General features: G+C 41.6%; 16 protein-coding genes and 1 pseudogene. 1 reads left to right on the top strand and 16 read right to left on the bottom strand.

Annotated elements, in window-relative coordinates; translation table 11 throughout:
- Positions 1-20: 20 nt before the first annotated feature.
- The 10 genes from ACZ5XR_RS08455 to ACZ5XR_RS08410 all read right to left on the bottom strand — a co-directional run bounded on the left by ACZ5XR_RS08455 (position 21) and on the right by ACZ5XR_RS08410 (position 10,687).
- A complete protein-coding gene (locus tag ACZ5XR_RS08455; protein ID WP_464501218.1) occupies positions 21-1,538 on the bottom strand; it encodes an acetaldehyde dehydrogenase (acetylating) in 1,518 nt (505 codons plus the stop codon).
- A gap of 20 nt (positions 1,539-1,558) precedes the next feature.
- Entirely contained in the window at positions 1,559-2,212 is a 654-nt protein-coding gene (eutL, locus tag ACZ5XR_RS08450) for an ethanolamine utilization microcompartment protein EutL (RefSeq protein WP_464501217.1), read from the bottom strand.
- A 14-nt stretch (positions 2,213-2,226) separates the two neighbouring features.
- The gene (gene eutC / locus ACZ5XR_RS08445) at positions 2,227-3,255 is read right to left on the bottom strand and encodes an ethanolamine ammonia-lyase subunit EutC (RefSeq protein ID WP_464501216.1); all 1,029 of its coding nucleotides are present in this window, start codon (positions 3,253-3,255) and stop codon (positions 2,227-2,229) included.
- 12 nt (positions 3,256-3,267) lie between these two features.
- Positions 3,268-4,632 carry an ethanolamine ammonia-lyase subunit EutB gene (locus ACZ5XR_RS08440; RefSeq protein WP_464501215.1) on the bottom strand — a complete coding sequence of 455 codons (1,365 nt, stop codon included), beginning with the start codon at positions 4,630-4,632 and terminating at the stop codon, positions 3,268-3,270.
- Positions 4,633-4,649: 17 nt separating this feature from the next.
- Positions 4,650-6,083 (bottom strand): ethanolamine ammonia-lyase reactivating factor EutA, encoded by a 1,434-nt coding sequence (locus tag ACZ5XR_RS08435; protein ID WP_464501214.1) that lies wholly within the window; start codon positions 6,081-6,083, stop codon positions 4,650-4,652.
- Between the two features lie 80 nt (positions 6,084-6,163).
- Positions 6,164-6,760, bottom strand: a complete 597-nt coding sequence (locus tag ACZ5XR_RS08430; RefSeq protein WP_464501213.1) for an ANTAR domain-containing response regulator — start codon at positions 6,758-6,760, stop codon at positions 6,164-6,166.
- Between the two features lie 6 nt (positions 6,761-6,766).
- Positions 6,767-8,203, bottom strand: a complete 1,437-nt coding sequence (locus tag ACZ5XR_RS08425; RefSeq protein ID WP_464501212.1) for a sensor histidine kinase — start codon at positions 8,201-8,203, stop codon at positions 6,767-6,769.
- 120 nt (positions 8,204-8,323) lie between these two features.
- On the bottom strand, positions 8,324-8,842 hold the full coding sequence (locus ACZ5XR_RS08420; RefSeq protein ID WP_464501211.1) for a EutP/PduV family microcompartment system protein: 519 nt from the start codon (positions 8,840-8,842) through the stop codon (positions 8,324-8,326).
- A gap of 11 nt (positions 8,843-8,853) precedes the next feature.
- Positions 8,854-9,195: an ethanolamine utilization microcompartment protein EutS gene (gene eutS / locus ACZ5XR_RS08415; protein ID WP_464501210.1), complete on the bottom strand. Its 342-nt coding sequence runs from the start codon at positions 9,193-9,195 to the stop codon at positions 8,854-8,856.
- Positions 9,196-9,364: 169 nt separating this feature from the next.
- Positions 9,365-10,687: a CitMHS family transporter gene (locus ACZ5XR_RS08410; RefSeq protein WP_464502263.1), complete on the bottom strand. Its 1,323-nt coding sequence runs from the start codon at positions 10,685-10,687 to the stop codon at positions 9,365-9,367.
- Between the two features lie 188 nt (positions 10,688-10,875).
- Between ACZ5XR_RS08410 and ACZ5XR_RS08405 the strand changes: the two genes are divergently transcribed.
- Positions 10,876-11,088: a spore germination protein GerPB gene (locus ACZ5XR_RS08405; RefSeq protein ID WP_464501209.1), complete on the top strand. Its 213-nt coding sequence runs from the start codon at positions 10,876-10,878 to the stop codon at positions 11,086-11,088.
- 22 nt (positions 11,089-11,110) lie between these two features.
- Here the strand turns inward: ACZ5XR_RS08405 and ACZ5XR_RS08400 are convergent, their stop codons facing one another.
- The 6 genes and pseudogenes from ACZ5XR_RS08400 to ACZ5XR_RS08375 all read right to left on the bottom strand — a co-directional run bounded on the left by ACZ5XR_RS08400 (position 11,111) and on the right by ACZ5XR_RS08375 (position 18,656).
- Positions 11,111-11,797 carry a response regulator gene (locus tag ACZ5XR_RS08400; RefSeq protein ID WP_464501208.1) on the bottom strand — a complete coding sequence of 229 codons (687 nt, stop codon included), beginning with the start codon at positions 11,795-11,797 and terminating at the stop codon, positions 11,111-11,113.
- Entirely contained in the window at positions 11,790-13,412 is a 1,623-nt protein-coding gene (locus tag ACZ5XR_RS08395; protein WP_464501207.1) for an ATP-binding protein, read from the bottom strand. Before ACZ5XR_RS08395 ends, ACZ5XR_RS08400 begins: the two co-directional genes overlap by 8 nt.
- A 204-nt stretch (positions 13,413-13,616) precedes the next feature.
- A pseudogene (locus ACZ5XR_RS08390) lies at positions 13,617-15,042 on the bottom strand (L,D-transpeptidase).
- A gap of 214 nt (positions 15,043-15,256) precedes the next feature.
- Positions 15,257-15,553, bottom strand: coding sequence for a Dabb family protein (locus tag ACZ5XR_RS08385; protein ID WP_464501206.1), 297 nt, complete (start codon positions 15,551-15,553; stop codon positions 15,257-15,259).
- The gene (locus ACZ5XR_RS08380; RefSeq protein ID WP_464501205.1) at positions 15,553-16,818 is read right to left on the bottom strand and encodes a flavin-dependent oxidoreductase; all 1,266 of its coding nucleotides are present in this window, start codon (positions 16,816-16,818) and stop codon (positions 15,553-15,555) included. Before ACZ5XR_RS08380 ends, ACZ5XR_RS08385 begins: the two co-directional genes overlap by 1 nt.
- Positions 16,819-17,741: 923 nt before the next feature.
- Entirely contained in the window at positions 17,742-18,656 is a 915-nt protein-coding gene (locus tag ACZ5XR_RS08375) for a C39 family peptidase (protein ID WP_464501204.1), read from the bottom strand.
- Positions 18,657-18,812 lie beyond the last annotated feature (156 nt).

The following is an 18,812-nucleotide window of genomic DNA, read 5'->3' as shown; positions in this document are numbered from 1 at the left end:
AGTTTATGTTTTGAATCTTTTTACATTTGAGCCAATACTTTGGTTACCATTTCGGTAATCGATTTCTGATCTAATTGGGTGCCTTTTCCTACACCTGCAAGGACCTTTTCAACGACGGATTGGATTTGATGATCCGAAATGGATGCACGTTCCGCCACTGCCGTCATTTTCGATTTAGGAACGTCGATATCCTTTGTGCCATAGGCAAGACGTTTAATATTGATTAAATGTTCGGCGCTGATATTGTCACCCGTAATGTTTCCGCCAAATGATCCGCAACCAAGTGTGAGAGATGGTTTTAGCCCTGTTGTTCCGCCAACAGCCCCGATTGAGGATGGCGTGTTGACCAATAATCTTGATACAGGCATTTGCAGCGAAAATCTTCGAATCACCTGTTCATCGGTCGAATGAATTGCTAATGAATGGCCTCGCCCGCCCAGTGCTAGAAGGAGGTCACAAACGTTATGTGCTTGTTTCTCCCCATCAACTGTATAAAACGGAAAGATAGGTGCAAGCTTTTCAATCGCAAAAGGAACTCCTTTTCCCACTTCTTCTTCTTCAGCGATCAAAATGGTTGTATCATCCGGAACATCAATTCCAGCCATTTTTGCAATGACAGATGCGTATCTGCCGACGATTTTTGGATTTAGCTTTCCAGGTGCCGTTACAATCACCTTTTCAACTTTTTGTTTTTCCTCATCATTTAAGAAATAAGCCCCATGGTTCTTAAATTCGCGAATGGCCACCTCCCGGATGCTGCGGTCCACCACCAATGCTTGTTCTGTAGCACAAATGGTTCCATTATCAAATGTTTTACTGTCAACAATCCGCTTGACAGCCTTTTTGATATCTGCTGTTTTCTCGATATAACATGGAACGTTACCCGGTCCTACACCATAGGCTGGTTTTCCGGAAGAATACGCGGCTTTTACAAGTGCACCGCCTCCTGTTGCCAGGATCAGGTTGACATCACGATGCTTCATCAATCCTTGCGTAGCATCCATTGTCGGGCTTGTAATCCAGCCAATGATTCCCTCGGGAGCACCTGCTTTCACTGCGGCCTCAAGGCAAATTCTCGCTGCCTCCACCGTGCACCCTTTCGCAGATGGATGCGGGCTTAAGACGATGGCATTTCTTGTTTTTAAAGCAATTAAACTTTTAAAAATAGCACTTGATGTCGGATTCGTTGTCGGTACAATCCCAGCAATCACACCGAAGGGACTGGCAATCTCCACTACTTTATCCTTTTTGTTCTCCCGGATCACACCGACCGTTTTTGTCTCCCGAATCGATTGCCACACACCCATCGAGGCTACTTCGTTTTTGATAGCCTTATGCTCGGCTACCCCCATACCTGTTTCTTCCACTGCCATCCTCGCGAGCTCGTCTTTTCTTGCAAAGGCGGCTTTTGCAGCTGCCTCCACAATCCGGTCGACCTCTTCTTGTGAAAATTCTTTGTATTTTGTTTGTGCTTCTTTTGCTTTTTTAACAGCTTCTCTCATCTCCTGGAGTGAGAGTAGGTCTTGATCAAGTTGCATTTGATCTGCTCCTTTCTAGGTTAATACGCGATTGGGTTGCGGGCAATCTCCATAATGCTTTGCCGAAAGGCGTCAGCTGCAGCACGGCAGGCTGACTGGGTTCCCGTTAAAAGTCCGCCGCCGAAGTTTGTTTCAGAAGGCGGGCCGTAAAAAGCCGCTAATTGAACATCTGCTGCTTTCAAAGCGGCATCAAGACCATACATCGCTTCTAATGGAGGTGCAATCAGGTATGCCAGAGGAGCACCTTCGTCAATATTGGCAAGCTTCGATAAATAACTTCCCGTCCTCGCAACAACATGAGCATACAATGAATGGGTTCCTTCAGGATTGAGAGCCTCGAAATAGGCTTCATTTTCAATGACATGTCTTGCAGCCTCGATTCCACTAATCACCTCATCCGGAAAAGGGCCGGCGATGATGCCAATAAACTCTCCTGATAATGGACCAGATGCATGACTTGCCCCGGCATAAAACGACTTCGCATACACTACTTCGACATCTGCCCGTTTCGTCGCTTCATCCATTGCCGTATAGCCCACGTCATCGATGGTACAAGTGAGAATCGCCAAACTTCGCTGATGCGGTTTTAGTTGAAAGGGCTGAGCAAGTGCCAGATCGGCATTAGGGATGATCCGAACAGCTAAAACCTCTGCTTTTATCGGTTGCAACTTCATCGATTCCATCCCTCCTAACTTTCTTTTCGAACCAGTGAGACACCGCTCGCCTGGTACTTTAAAATCTTTTGCACAACACTTCCCAGATAGGCACCCGCCTCCACCGGCGGAATCCCGCCTGAATGAATGTTGGAAATAACCATTCGGTCCGCTTCAATCGTGCCTCTTCTTGGCATGTAACAGAGATAAGCACTGAGAGATTCAGAGCTTACTAGCCCCGGACGTTCACCGATAAATAGAATGACCACTTCAGGCTCTAACACCTCTCCGACTTCATCCATGGAAGCCACTCTGCCTTTTTCAATATAAAAAGGTGTTCCATACTCAATCCCTAATTGGTCAAGCGACTGCAAAAACGATAGATAAACATCCTCAAGGTTCTTTTCGATTGCTTGAGAGCTTAGCCCGTCGGAAGCAATAATTTGGACCTTCGGTTGAAATTGGCATTTTTCACGGATCGTCCTTTTCGCATCCTCCGATAGTTTTCTTCCCAGGTCTGGCCGGCGGATATATTCTTCTTTATGATCGACCATTGTACTAACGGAAAAGAGATTAAGAGATTCGAGCAGCTCCTGTTGAACACTGCCATACACCGCATCCACAGCTGCTCCATGGTCCAGACGGAACCGAAGCCATGTCTCTGTTTTAGGGCGAAGCCCAGCGCGCCCAATTCCGATCCTTGCCGGTGTTTTTGCGATCGACTCCTGCAAAACTGTCGGATTACATGGGGAGTCGACGCCAACATTCGTTTGCAGCTCAGGAAGAATGGCATCCTCCGCCGCCTGACAACATTTCGTGTTAATTTCACGGATTTCTACATGATTCCAAAGCTTGACCAAGCCTTCTGAACCTGCGGCCGGTTCCGCAGTTTCCAGTGTACCGGGGTCAGTAATCTTATAATTATTATCAGTTGATAAGTGGTCCCACAGTTTTACCATTCCGGCACCTGTATCGGATGAAACGCTAGCCGTTTTTTCATCTTGTGATTTTCTCATTTTCTCTACAATTATTCTGGTTATCGACTCGATTAATTCTGTGTCCATCCTCTCACCTCCTTACTTATGAAAAAGGGTTAAATCCCCTGCACGGGATGTGAGTTTGCCGTCTTTCATAATCCCGACATTCTCAAGCCAAGCTTCAAACAATGGTGCAGGACGGCGATTCAGCGTCTGGCGTAATGTAGCCACATCATGATAGCTGAGAGATTGATAGTTTAGCATGCAATCATCTCCCATTGGTGCAGCTATGACAAAATTAACACCTGCAGCCGTAAGCAGCACCCCTAAATTTTCTATGTCATTTTGGTCGGCACGGATATGGTTCGTGTAACATATATCCACGCCCATTGGGATTCCGTGCATCTTGGCCATAAAATGGTCCTCAAGTCCGGCACGAACCACCTGCTTGCTGTCGTATAAATACTCTGGTCCAATAAACCCGACAACCGTATTCAAAATATATGGATCATACCGTTTGGCAAAACCGTAATTCCTGGATTCCAAGGTCACTTGATCCATTCCAAAATGGGCTTCCGCAGACAATTCCGACCCTTGACCTGTTTCGAAATATAAACGCTGCGGACCTGCTGAAGTTCCTAGTTGACGGATCATTTGATTTGCCTCATCCAACAGCGAAGCGGTAATCCCGAACGATTTATTAGCTGCTTCCGTTCCAGCAATACTTTGAAAAATCATATCGGCCGGAGCTCCCTGCTCAATCGCCTTCATTTGTGTGGTGACATGCGCCAGCACACAGTTTTGGGTTGGAATCTTCCAATCTTCGATAAAATCATGTGTTGCCTGCAATAAGCGTTTTACACTTTCAACAGAATCATCAACAGGATTAATCCCGATGACTGCATCGCCAATTCCGTAAGAAAGGCCCTCTTTTAATGAAGCAAGCATCCCTTCCACACTGTCTGTCGGGTGGTTGGGCTGCAGCCGGGAGGCGAGTGTGCCTTTATGGCCGATCGCGATATTGCATTTCGTGATAATTTCTAATTTATTTGCGGCATGAATCAAATCCAAATTAGACATCAGTTTTGTGACTGCCGCAATCATTTCGCTTGTAAGCCCGCGGCTTAAGCGGAACAGATCCTCTCCTGTTGTCGTATCATCAAGGATATATTCCCTAAGTTCGGCAATGGTCCAATTTTGAATTCTGCGATAGGCAGGTTCATTTACCTGTTCCTCAATAATCCTTGAAACTTCATCTTCCTCTGCAGGAAGAAGCGGATGATTTCGAATATCACTGACTGTTATATTTGCCAAAACCTGCTTGGCTGCAATGCGCTCCTGAACGGATTCCGCTGCAATTCCAGCCAGACGGTCTCCGGATTTTTCCTCATTCGCTTTCGCAAAAAGCTCTGTCAAGTTAGAAAATTGATAAACTTGACCGAGCAAACGAGTCTTCATAATCATAAATTGATGCCTCCTTCCTATGAATGAAATGCTAGCGTTTTAATGACGACGGGAACTACTTCTGATTGCAGCTTATTGCCGATATCTAAATAATCTCCTTGCTCAACAAGGATTTGATCAATACAGATTACATCCCGGCCAGACTGTAATGTTTGCAACGTTTGGCCGAGGACCTTTGCCAAATCATCTTCAAGCACAATAACAATAGGGTTCGACTGGTTTGGCTGGAGTTTATAGGCCTCAAGTAGCCAATTCCCTAGTTGCTGAACATCCCTGAATCGAAGAAAAGGAAGTCCCGTTACATATAATGCAAAGTTTTTTCCTTCAAGGGACGGATCGTACACTTGGATAGCCTGCTGGATTGCGTTCTTCACTTTGCTCGATCCATCCTCCAGATTTTGATTCATATCAAGTTGATAGACTGGAAGGTTTTTCAACGGCAATCTTGCGGCATCCACCTGGATCGTTGCCCCGCTGATATGGGTGGTTTGGGTACCTGCGCCAAGTACCGTTGCCCTGACTGTTTCAACCGGGGGAATCCACTCCCAGCTTTGTAGCTCCTGATTATCCTGTAGAGCCTTTGCTAAATAGACCCCTATATCTGTGTAAGAACCTGATAATGGCTCATGCCCATAAATGCATTCACTTACTCCGCCGGAGAACATGATTTGATCAATTGGAACCTCCCAATCGGGCGGATGTCCAAGCAGCAATACTTCGTCCTCTTCTGTTATTTTACGTTGTAAAATATGCACCAAAATCCTTGCCATTGCCCTTGTTACAGGGCCTATGAAATCAAGCGATACCATATCGCCAGCTTTAACAGATAACCCAAAAGCCTTCAATAATTCCCGTACAGGAGCGGAAACATTTTTCACCCTGTCGTGCTCAAATTCGATCAGGCGTCCCCCAATATGAAGAGTGCAAGTTCCTCGTAATATTCCAGCTTGATAGACGGCAATATTCGCTGTTCCGCCGCCAATATCGATATTGGCAATCGTTTTTCCCGTTTCCTTTGAACGCTGAAACGCACCGGAGCCTTTTCCTGCGATGATTCCTTCTAAATCAGGTCCGGCAGTGGCTACCAAGAACTCTCCGGCTTCCTCTGATAAAAGATGAAGCATTTCTTCCGCATTCTGTTTCGTTGCTGTCTCCCCTGTTATGATAATGGCGCCTGTTTGAATATCCTGCGACCGAACACCAGCTTTTTGATACTCCTGTGCAACAAGCCGAAGAACCGCTTTCATATCTATTAATGTATCGTTTAAAAGAGGTGTCCGGTAAATGGAACTTTTGTGAATGATTTCTTTATCCGTAATTTCTATTCGAGGTACGTGGGTTGTACCGGCTGTGTTCACAAGTGTAAACCGGCTTAATATCAGCTTCGTCGTACTGGTCCCAATATCGATCCCGGCACTAATGATTTGCTCATTTTTTTTCAAGAATTCCACCTTCTCTCACAGAAAACGGCGCCTAAATAACGATCATCGATCGATATTTAGGCGCCGTTGCCTGATTGTATGCATTTGAATTAAACATCCGTGACATCGGATTCCAATTTTCGATGAAGAAGAATCGAATCTGCTACTGCCTTCATTGTTTTTCCATAGTTCATACTATGGGACCTTAACATTTTAAAGGCCTGTTCTTCACTTACCTGGTAGACTTCCATTAAAATTCCTTTGGCCCGTTGAATCACCTTTTGGTCCTGAATTTTTTCATCCATTTTTTTAATGTCCATTGCCAAAGTCTCCAACCGTTTCGCTTGCGCCAAGGCAATTTCGACGGCCGGAATCAGGTCCCTTTCTGAGACTGGCTTAACCAGATAGCCAAGGATATGGGCATTTTTCGCTTCTTCCACTAAGTCGCGTTCACTGTATGCCGTTAAGAGAATAGACGGGATTTGGAATGCTTGATAAATGATCCGGCTTGCTTTAATTCCATTCATTTTCGGCATTTTGATATCCATGACGATTAAGTCCGGCTTGTGAACGGAGGCCAATTCAATGGCTTTATCACCTGAATTTGCTTCGGCTACGACTTCGTAGCCGGCTTCTATTAACATTTCTTTAATGTCCATGCGTAAAATGGATTCATCTTCCACTACCATCAATCTATATTTGCTCATGTCCATTCAATCCTCTCTATCAGGGAATGTAACCCATGCCTTTGTCCCTTGAACGCCTTGCTGCAGAAACTCAAAAGTCCCATTTAAATCGTAGCTGGTAAGATTTTTTACAATCTCAATTCCTAAATGGTCCGTTTCGATAGCAGGGTCAATCCCATTGCCATCATCGATCACACCAAGTTCAATGAGTTCCCCATTGCGCTTAAAATGAATCGTGACATTGCCGGTGGACCGCCCAATAAATGCATGCTTCATGCAGTTTTGAATCAATTCCGTTACAATGAGGGCCAGTGAAACTGCTTTGGACGAATCCAACTCAATTTCCTCTTCTGTACATAGGTTTATGGCGACTGAACAGTTTGGCTGGTATGGATAAAAAGCTTGACCTGTTGTTACTTTTTTAATGATCTCAACCATATTTACCTTTTCAATTCCGCTGCTTGACAAGACATCATGAACAGCTGCAATACTTGCGATTCGGTTAAGGCTTTCTTGATATAATTGTTTTGTTTCCTCCGGTACACCGCGTCTCATTTGCATGCGGAGCAAGCTTGCCACCGTTTGTAAATTATTTTTGACTCGGTGGTGAATTTCCTTAATGACAACCTGATTCACCATCAACTGTCGCTCCTTATCACGTAAATCTGTAATATCACGAATATAGAGGAGCATTCGTTTCGAATCCGCCTTTTTATTTAGTAAACAAATTGAACGGAGAATAAAAACCTTATCCATGCTTCTCACTTCGCGTTGTGTAATCCCCCGATGTGAAAAATCTGTCTGATCGATAAACGGTAAAACCGTTAAGATGTTTTGATTCGTTAATTTCTTGGGCTTAATGAGGCTATATTTATTGATTAATCCCATTGCAAAGCTATTTGCATACTGTATGATACCATCTTCCCCTAATAGGATTAGGGCCTCTTCAAGATAATCCGGAATCATTTGATCCTTTAAAGCGATATCCCAGGTCCGGCCAAATTCCGCCGTCGTTTCTGATAACAGGGCAAGTTCCTGCTCCTGCTCGACCTGCTGGGTTACGTCAGTTTCCAAGATTAATAGTCCAATTGTCAATCCGGCGTCATTTTTAATAGGAGTGACATTTTGACAAACATGCAACCCTTCATGTGTTAACGCACGATTCATTAATGCCGGTTTTCCGGTTCGATACGCTTTAAAAACCCCTGGTTCATAGGTTGATAAAATCTTTTTCCCAACAACCCGATAGCGGTATAGCGAGGGAACCGTCGTTGGTACTGCCTCCGCTACCACAATCGCTGTTTCGGGATCATTGGTGACACAATCGATAAAAACATTCCCTTGGGCAAGATCTGCAATCATCTGCAGTGATTTACTTTTCTCAACAATTAGCTCAACATCTTTTTCTGACAATGAAGTAAACTTTTTGCATAGACTTGAAATTTCTTCGTTTATTTCGATCATGTTGTTGATGCCCCTTCAGATAAAAAAGGCACCAATCTACATAGACCTTCTATGTGGATAGGCGCCTTTGCCTATATTCCTATGAATTTGTTTTATATTATTATATTACAAAATTTTCAGTCATTTGAAAAGGCTTTCTTTAAAAAAAAGACACAAATTTTTCACTTTTTCATAGTAATCCTTCATTTCTTTATAAGAATTGCACGAAACAAACCCCTTTATTTCTTCCATACCTTGTTGTGTAAAGGCTGATGATACAACGATTGGTCCTTGAATCATTGATTTCTTTAATTTAGAGATGGCTGCTTCAACATCTGCTTGCTCAGAATCTGCCTTCGTTACCACCCCAATCGCCAATTTAGGGATCCCTGAAGAAAAGCCCGGAGGAAAAGTTACCCTTTGATTGGTTGCATCCTGAATAAACAATACATGCGTAACTTCAAGGGCTGTAACCATAATCGATTTATAAAATAGAGGATTTTCTACGTATTCACCAGGTGTATCCACAATCCAGTCATAATAATGAAGGGTCTGTGTTTTCACTGCATCCACTTTTCGTCCTAATAGAGCGTTTGTTAAAGTTGATTTCCCTGCACCTACTGACCCAATCAGCATCGCACGATTAGACGTTGTAAACATGTTTCCGCCTCCTATGACTTCGTAATAGCAGCAGGGGTATACCCAAGAGTTTCTGATAAAAATTGATTGATTCTTCCCATCGCCATATCGACTTCAGATACACTGCCAACTAAGACCAGGCTTCCCGTGAAGCGATCCAGAAAACCAATCGTCACATTGGCTGCCTTGGTGGCTAAATCTCCTGCTATAATGACAGTTTCACTGGGAGTCAAGGTTAAAATTCCAATCGAACCCGCACTTTGTATTCCTAATTTTTCAAAGAGCACTTCATCTGGATTGGCAATCAAATGGCTCAAGGTAACTTGCTTCCCGGGGACAAATTCTTGTATAAAACGTTGTTTTTCTTCAGACATCAAAAGTACCTCCTAACAAAAGAAAACCCACTTCCAATAGGAAATGGGCTTCGTTGCCGTAGATTTTTTTATTTCATTATATCATAGTTTTAAAAAAGTTTATTTCGAATTTTTATTTTTTTTAATCCTTTCTGATTCATTGCAAATAAATTTTAATTTAAACCATGAGTTAGATTGGAAAAATGGACAAAACAAGGGAAACGACGATCATAATCACAGTTGAACCGCAGGCCCATTTAAGAATCATGCGCTGCAAGTCTCCGAAATCTTCTCCAACCATTCCTACTAATAAATAGGTGGAAGGTACTAAAGGACTTAATAAATGCACCGGTAATCCCATCAGTGACGCGCGGCCAACCAATGCCGGGTCTATACCGAACCCGCTGGCAGCTTTTGCAAGTAAAGGTAAAATTCCGTAATAGAAAGCATCATTGGACATAAAGAAGGTAAACGGCGCGCTAATAATCGCTGTAATTAGGGCAAAATGGGAGCCAAAAGTTGCCGGGATATGAGAAATCATTGTATGGGCCATGGCATCGACCATTTTGGTCCCCGTAAGGATACCAGTGAATATACCAGCGGCAAATACCATTGACACAACCGATAAAGCATTATCGGCATAATGCATGATTCGTTCTTTTTGTTCTTTAAGATTTGGATAATTAATCGTAATAGCAATGGCAAATCCAATCATAAACAAGACAGTGGTAGGCAGCAATTCCTTAATAAGGGCAAATAAGAGCAGAATTGTTAATAAATAGTTAACTACAATTAACTTCGGACGTTTGAGGTATACATCCGCTGTAGTAGCTGCTATCTCGGCCATTGTTTGAACATCAATTTCCAAAACGCCTATGCGCTTACGCTCTTTTCTTCCAAGGCTGTAAGCCATAAATAAGACAAATAACACTCCACCAATCATGCTAGGAATGACCGGTGTAAAAACATCTCCCATTTCAAGATGTAAGGCAGTCATGACCCTGGCAGTCGGGCCTCCCCATGGAAGAAGGTTCATGACACCTGAAGCGGATACGGCGATTCCAGCCAGTACTAATGGTTTCATGCCAATCCGTTTATACAATGGAAGCATGGCAGAAATCGTGATCATATAGGTAGTGGTCCCATCACCATCAAGTGAGATTAATAATGCAAGAATGGCGGTTCCAATCGCGATTTTTACAGGATCCCCTTTTACGAGCTTCAAAATGGTAGAAATGATAGGATCAAATACCCCGGCATCGATCATGATTCCGAAGAAGAGAATCGCAAACAGGATCATGATTCCTGTAGGTGCCACACTTTTTATACCTTCGAGCGCCATTGGCCCCATATCTTTTCCGAATCCGCCTATTAAAGCAAATACAATCGGCACTACAATTAAAGCTATCATTGCAGACAAGCGCTTGGTCATAATTAAGACCATGAAAACAATAATCAATGAAAATCCTAAAATAGTAAGCAACATCTTCACCCCTTTTGTTTGTAAATTAATAATAATCAAAATATTCCAGGGTGAAAACGTTTGCAAAATAATGTTCTTTTTGTAAATAAAGATCAATTTTGTACATTTTGTTCACAAAAAAAGTTCAATTTAACTATGTGAATATTTCAACTCTTTGGCATTATTTTTATCAGTACTGTACCTAACTCTTGATCATATAATAATAAGAGGTGATTGAAATGGATGAATATCTTCAACAAACATTTGATATCGGTTTTTTGAAAATTGGTGGGATGACCAATAGTGGTGTTCTGCAAATTGGTTGTGGCGCTCTAAAAGCTGAGCGAGTTTTTCCTGTTGGATATACTACAGTTGGATCTACATTAGTTCCCCTAACAGGCCCTCCAGAATTTGCTGTCCCATTACAAGCACCAGTACGTCCGAAGAAATAAAAAATGGGTCTTAATAAACCTTTTATGAAATAGGATAATATTTTCGTTCCGGCCTCCCGACAATTCCATATACTAATTCCGCTTTGGCTTCGTGAATGGAAGATAAGTACTCCAAATAACGCCGTGCCGTAATTCGGGAAGCCCCCATTTCATTTCCCACTTCTTCAGCAGAAAGTCCATGGTTGTTAACCTGGAGGACATTTTTCACTTTTCCAAGGGTAATATCATCAATTCCTTTCGGCAGCCCAATGTCCTTTACCGCTTTTTCTATCTTTTTATTTCCAAAAAGCAGGTCAACATAGTCCTGATCAATCTCGTGTTTTGAAGATAACAGGGAGTGTTTTTTTATATAATCCATCATGACTTTGTTAAACCGTTCCCTGTTTACCGGTTTAATTAAATAGTTCTCTACACCGTATCCAAGTGCTTTTTCAATGAAAAATTTTTCTGTTGCTGCTGTAATCATAATGATACTTACGTTTGGGAAACGCTCTCGAATGATGGGAAGCAAATCAGAACCCAGCATGTCAGGCATATAAACATCCAACATTAATAACTCAGGTTTTTTTTCCTGTAGGATCTGAAGCGTTTGTTCTCCATTCAATGATTTCCCTACCACCTCGATCTCATTGAATTTTTTTAAAAATTTTTCATGGATATCAGCAACACGGAAATCATCTTCTGCAATTAAAGTTCTAATCCTATCCAAGTAATTGCCTCCTCTCGTTTTCTTTAGGGAGATACACCGTAAAGATTGTGCCATTGTTCTCGTCACTTTGCACTTCCATCATCCCATTCATTTCTAGGACTGATTCTTCCACATTTGCCAGGCCAAATCCCCTCTGCTCCGTTCCATTTTTCGATGTATATCCCCTTTCAAAAAGAAGTGGGATTTCATTCTCCTGTATTCCTTTTCCATTGTCGGAAATCTCAAAAATAATATCACTGCCAATATCAGTCGCAAAGAACTTTACGACAGGAGATTCCAACCCATAAACCGCTTCAAAGGCATTATCGATTAAATTTCCAAGGATGACAATTAAGTATGAAAGTTTAATATGTGAAGGCAATGCCTCTAAATAGCTTTCTGGTATAATTTCAAACTTTATTTTCTTTTCGGAGGCTTTTCCCAATTTTCCTAACAGGATCGCCTGGACCTTTGTATCTTTCATATTTTTAAACACAACAGAATTTTGAAAGTGTAAAACCTGTGTTTCCGTTTCAATCATTTCGATCGCCTGCTCATATTCCCCAAGCTGAAGCAAGCCCATTAACACATATAGTTTATTGGTAAATTCATGCGTTTGCGCACGCAGGTCATCGGAATAACGTTTTACCTCTGACAGGGTGTTGACCATTTGTTCAATTTCCGTTTTATCACGAAAAGAGGCAACCACTCCGCTTATACCGGTACCGTCGAAGAGTGGGGTGCAGTTGACAATAACGGTTTTGTCCTTCCAAACCGTTTCTTTATCCACATGTGGAATTCCTGATTGTAAGACTTCATCTATATATTTGGAGGGAAAAAGGCCATCTACCTTTAAATGACGGACAGATCCCTTTATATTTAAAAGTCGTTTCGCAGGCTGATTCATTGTCGTAATGAATCCATCTTTATTCACAGCTAAAATCCCTTCTTTGACCCCATGAATGACCGCATTCTTTTCTTTATAAAGAGCGGCAATTTCATAGGGTTCAAGCCCCATTGTGTCTTTGCGGATATTGCGTCCCAGCAGAATGCTGCAAATGAGGGAGATGAAAACCGCAAAGAAGGATACAAGCAGGACCTTGTAGAGGTTATCCATAATTTGATGGCGGACGTCTTCCAGGAGAAAACCTACCGAAACAATTCCAATGATCTCTCCCTTTTTGTTAAAAATGGGAGATTTTCCTCTGATCGAAGGGCCGAGTGTCCCCTTTGCCTGAGAAACATAAAATTCACCTTTGGAAATAGCCCTTTCGTTATCTCCCCCTGTCATTTTCTTCCCGATCAACGATTGAACAGGGTGTGAGTATCGTATTCCTTCCTTGTTTCCCACAACGACAAATTCAGCACCCGTTTCTTTGCGAACCTTTTCGGCTATTGGCTGAATCGTTTTGGATGGATTCTTAGTTTGGAGGGAATCGATAATAGGTGGTATCAATGATACCGTTTTTGAGATTTCCAATGCCATCCGGCCTTTGTTTTCCTCAATTTGTTTACTTTCCATATAGCTGAAAAATACCGTCAAAAGCAAAACCAACAAGAATCCTAATGATAGAGTAAGCCCGAATATTTTGGTTTGAAGTGAAATTCGTTTCGTTTTCAGGCTGCATCCCCCCATAGTGAACCTTCGAAATAATCAAAATCTATTATACCTTTAAATATAGTTTTTGAGTTCCATCAATTTTTTCCTAAAATCGGTAAAATTAAAAGAAAGACCCAAGTAAGAAATTGGATATCTTCACCTGAGTCTGCATTTATATTTTTTTGGTTTCGATAAAGTTTTGATCAATCACAATAAAACTCACATAAACAATGCTGAAATTTAATAAACGACAACCGGTTCATTTTGACTCAGATTGTCATACACAGTTTTCATTGCACTGCTTGGGGTGTTAACGCAACCGCCAGACCCCTGTGTTAGATAGGCGGTGCTTGACCAGTTACTGCGCCAACTTGCATCATGGAAGCCACAACCACTGAGCGTGAAGGGGGCCCAATATTGTACCTTAACGTGATAATTCAGATTCCCTACTTCACTGCCCTTCAAGATGGATGGTGATTGTTTATACTCGATATACCATACTCCTGTATGGGTGTCTTGATTAACACCGTGCCAGCCAGTAACCACAGGAGTTGTTACAACCAATTTTCCATTTTTATAAAGCCAAATCCGTTGTTCCTTTATCGACACTTCCGCATACGTATCGCCGATGCCATTGTTCGTCGTATTAAGATAGCCGATTCCATGATGATTCCACCCGATGCCGTAAATAGTAGAGGCAGTTAACGATTCTTCTCCTTTCGTAAAGGCATCCTTAATCCGATTAGATTCTGCTGCCACATCAAGCGCCCATCCATAGGATACCCCTTTGACAGATATGACCGAACCAGAATGGGTCGTAAACGGATAATTTTTATTTAATGTCGATTGATTTTCATTAATTTGTTCAATCTTATTTTTAATACCCCCGGTATCAAAAATATACTGCATATCTTTTGATAAATAAGCATTTTTTATTAATTCGTCAGCTCTTAAGGAATAAACTTGGTCCTGGACCTTATAATCAACGGTCCGCGCTGCAAGTTCTTGCAGCATTCCCTCTTCCTTTTTTACAATCGGACTGCTCTCATTGATTGGTTTCTTATAAACCGGGTATAAATGTATTTCACTCTTATATTCTTGTTTCTGAAATTGCTTGACTAGACTCGCTACATCATACTGGTTTCCTGCAATACTTTTCGTGATCATGACTTTACCCTGGACCAAATGGGCTATGGCATCTTGGGGTGCTTTTCGGATTCTTCTTAAGGAGCTTTTCTTTTAATTGTTCTTCCAATGCTTTGAATGGAGATGAATCGTTGATTGGCGTCAAGGAATAATTTCCTGCCCTTGAGGTAGGGAAAAACGTCCACTGTTTATGCTGCAGTGTCCTAATATTAGATAAATCTTTATCAGTAAATACATTTTTAATATTTTTCCCATCTAAAATGAGCTTTTGTCCGACAAAGATATTGTTTTTTAATACAGTTGAATTTAGCTTTGTTAATGCTTGTTCCGCTGTTAATCTACCGACATTTATATCATTTATCGTTATATCTGAATTAAACCGGGTAGACTGATAATAGCAGAGACCCGCCAATACTACCGCTATTGTCAAAAAACTGCAGATCATCCATTTCCATTTCACTCCCGATTTAGAAATGGAAAATTCTTTTGTATCTGTCACTTTTGCCAACGAATTTCTCATAAAACTCACCCTGTTCTCAATAGTGGAAACAAAAATAGTCTGTCCAAAGAGCATAATGATCCCTCAGCGACAGACTCTTCCATATGTATGTTTCATATTTTAATATAACAATAATATTACAATATTATTACGGGTATTACAATACTTTGAAAGGGTTAATTAATGAAAAAATAGTCAGGCAATTACTAAAACACTAAAGTGAATGATAGAAATTTTATTCAAGATTAAAGTCTACAACAATACTTTCTACCATTCCGATCTCCTGCAAATAAGCAAATACCTCCTGGTGTGCCGGGTGCGGGCCATAGTTTTTCAAAGATGTACTGTCCTCAAAACGGACCGTTAACCCCATTTCATAACCCTTGCTTCTGTTGGAAAAGTTGATTCCCTGCTGTATATCAATAATCCCTGGAATCACATCTTTTAATAGCAAAGTCCTTCGAATCAACTCTTCCTTTTGCTCGATCGTTGTCTTTGGGGAAAATTTCAGCAATACAATATGTTCTACCATTACCGTACTCCTGCTTTTTTGTTCAATTGTTCCTTGTTGAACCCAGCTATTTGCTTATATTGATTGGCGATATCCTCTAATTCCTGCCGGGAAATGACATGATCTAAATGATCAAAACCGTTAGGCGCCCGTTCTTCCACAATTTGCATAACCACTTCTGGCCCATTTTTTCGATTCGTTAAAACAATGTTGGCTGTTGGTTCCAACCGTTGTTCTTCATATGCTTTCAATGCCTGTTCGGTATCCGGATGAGCTAATATAGCCTCTCCCAAAGCATCGGCGTCGAGGATCGCTTGTGAGGCACCATTTGAACCGATTGGATACATCGGGTGTGCCGCATCTCCCAGTAAGGTGACACGACCAAAGGTCCAACGTGGCAGTGGATCGCGGTCGACCATCGGAAACTCATATACAGCATCTGTTTCCTCTAATAACTTCGGTACATTCAGCCAGCTAAAATTCCAATTAGCAAAGGCAGGAGCAAATTTTTCTTTGTCGATTTTCTTATTCCAGTCAGCACGAGAAGGCATTTCGTCTTCAACAGCCAATTCAGCAATCCAGTTTACGAGAGCACGTCCCCTATTATTAGCTGTTTCCGGGCAAACAGGATAGGCTACAAATTTTTTATTCTGGTAACCAGCCATAATCATGGATTTCCCGCTCAAAAATGAATCAGCCTCCGTAATCCCGCGCCATAAAATCCGGCCGCTGAATTTCGGCAATCCCTCATTGGGATAAAACGTCTTTCGGACAACTGAATGAATTCCATCCGCTGCAACCATCATGTCAGCATTGTAAGAGTCAAGCACCTCACCCGTTTTGCGATTGACGAAACAGGCAGTTACCTTATCGTTACTGGTTTCAAACGATTGCAAATGATATCCTGTTAAAATCGCATCCTCCCCTAATTCATCAATCACAGCTTTTAATAGCAGTAATTGCAGGCGTCCGCGGTGAATCGAATATTGTGGCCAGTGGTATCCTGCAGCCACTCCCCTTGGTTCCTGCCAGATTTTCTGGCCAAACTTGTTCACATACATAAGTTCAGCAGTTTGCAGTCCTGTTTTTTCAAGCTCGTCAGCCAATCCAAGTTCCGTTAAGACCCTAACGGCGTGAGGGAGTAAATTAATTCCCACTCCAAGCGCTTTAATGGTTTCCACACTTTCAAAAACACGCACTGATACGCCAGCCCGGTGAAGCTTTAGTGCAGTCACCAGTCCGCCAATTCCTCCACCAATGATGAGAGCCGATTTTCGATCTGACAAAACAATCCCTCCATAAAAAAAGATACTGAAATAATTCTACTACAATATGAATTTTAATTTTTCTTAATTATTGCAGTTATCTGAAAATATATCAATATAAAAAAATTGATTTGGGAAATGTAAGAGAGGGAATTGAATTATTACTAGCATCAAACCTAGCTCTAGGCGACAAAACGGGGGATGAAGAAAAAAAGTGTCACCTATAAAGCTTATTGGCGACAAACAGAGAAGTGATCGAAATCAGTTTGAAAACATGGAACTGGGCATCTAGTAAGCTTCTAGATGACCGAGATCGGTTCGAAAACGTGAAACCGGGCATCTAGATGGCTTCTACGTGACTGTAATCCGTTCGATAACATGAAACCGGGCATCTAGACGACTTCTACTTGACCGTAATCCGTTCGATAACATGAAACCGGGCATCTAGATGGCTTCTACGTGACCGTAATCGGTTCGAAAACATGATACCGGGCATCTAGATGGCTTCTACTTGACCGAATTCGGTTTGAAAACATAAAACCAGGCATCTAGATGGCTTCTACTTGACCGAATTCGGTTCGAAAACATGATACCAGGCATCTAGATGGCTTCTACTTGACCGAATTCGGTTCGAAAACATGATACCGGGCATCTAGATGGCTTCTACTTGACCGAATTCGGTTTGAAAACATGGAACCGGGCATCTAGATGGCTTCTACTTGACCGAATTCGGTTTGAAAACATGGAACCGGGCTTCTAGAGGGCTTCTACTTGACCGAATTCGGTTTGAAAACATGGAACCGGGCTTCTAGAGGGCTTCTACTTGACCGAATTCGGTTCGAAAAAATGAGACTGGGCATCTATCAAGCTTCTAAGTGCCCGATTACGCTTTGAAAATAAGAAATCAGTCATCAATCAAGCTACAAACTGACCGAAATCGTTTTCTATCTTACTACCACCGCATATTTTAAAGCGTTATACGATGTTTCAAAAGCACTTTTACTCACCCAATATTTATTGTTTGTTTTTGTACTGTTTGGATCAGCAACATAGTAACTGCCTGTCTTCTTGTTATACCCAATCAAAGTCATCACGTGCATATTGTCTACTATATTCACATTTCCTGCAGTTCCCATATAATACTTTGCCCAAACTGGTTTTGCGAATTTTAGTGTGACATAGACGACTACCGGGTTTCCTCTATCTAACTCTTTCCTTAATTGGGTGGTGGTATACCCAGTTACATTAGCAACTTTACTACTAAACTTTTGACCATAAGCTGCAAGCGGTTTTGGGAAGATGGATTGAAATACACCGTTTATATTTTTATAGGGTGTACCGGCAAAGGCAATATAGGGATCGTTTTTTGTTTTAGGCATCTGATCTAGCAAACTTTTTAAACTTTCCTTTGTATAGCCTTTATACTTTAATGCCATTAACAAACTGGCCCCTTCACACCCGAATGGGGCATATGTCGGTGTTAATTGACTTATATATGGCACATTTAAGGTTACGGTTGAAGATTGTGCAGCCGTTGTCGTGGATGTACCAACCTTTGTCAGATACGTTGCACTTACAAAACCTGTGTAGCTGTTATACTTTACTTTATACCAACTACCGCTTGTTGAGAGGTACGTTACACTTTTCCCCTTCGGAATGGTTAAAATCCGAGCATAGCTTGTACCCGCACCTTTACGCATGTTTAAATTTTCTGTAGTTTTGTATGTAATAATCGTACTTGCTTCGGTAACGGTTGATCCCAAAATGGAATTATCACCATTGCCAAATGGTATTTGCGGAACGAGTCCACCTACCAAAAGGCTTGTTGCTACTAAGCAGCTTGTTACTGTTTTCTTCATATTAATCTCCTTAAATATTTTTCGTTTATTTTTTTATACTAGCTCATATTTTCCTTTACAGCAATCATTGCAAACTACTTGTGAAGATTTAATATTTACAATAGAATTTAATCCCTTATACGAAACATATAGTATAATTTACATCGTTATAACAAA

The organism is Neobacillus sp. Fa239 (assembly GCF_055395235.1).
The sequence above is the reverse complement of the archived record's forward strand: the minus strand, read 5'-3'. Positions and strand labels throughout refer to the sequence as shown.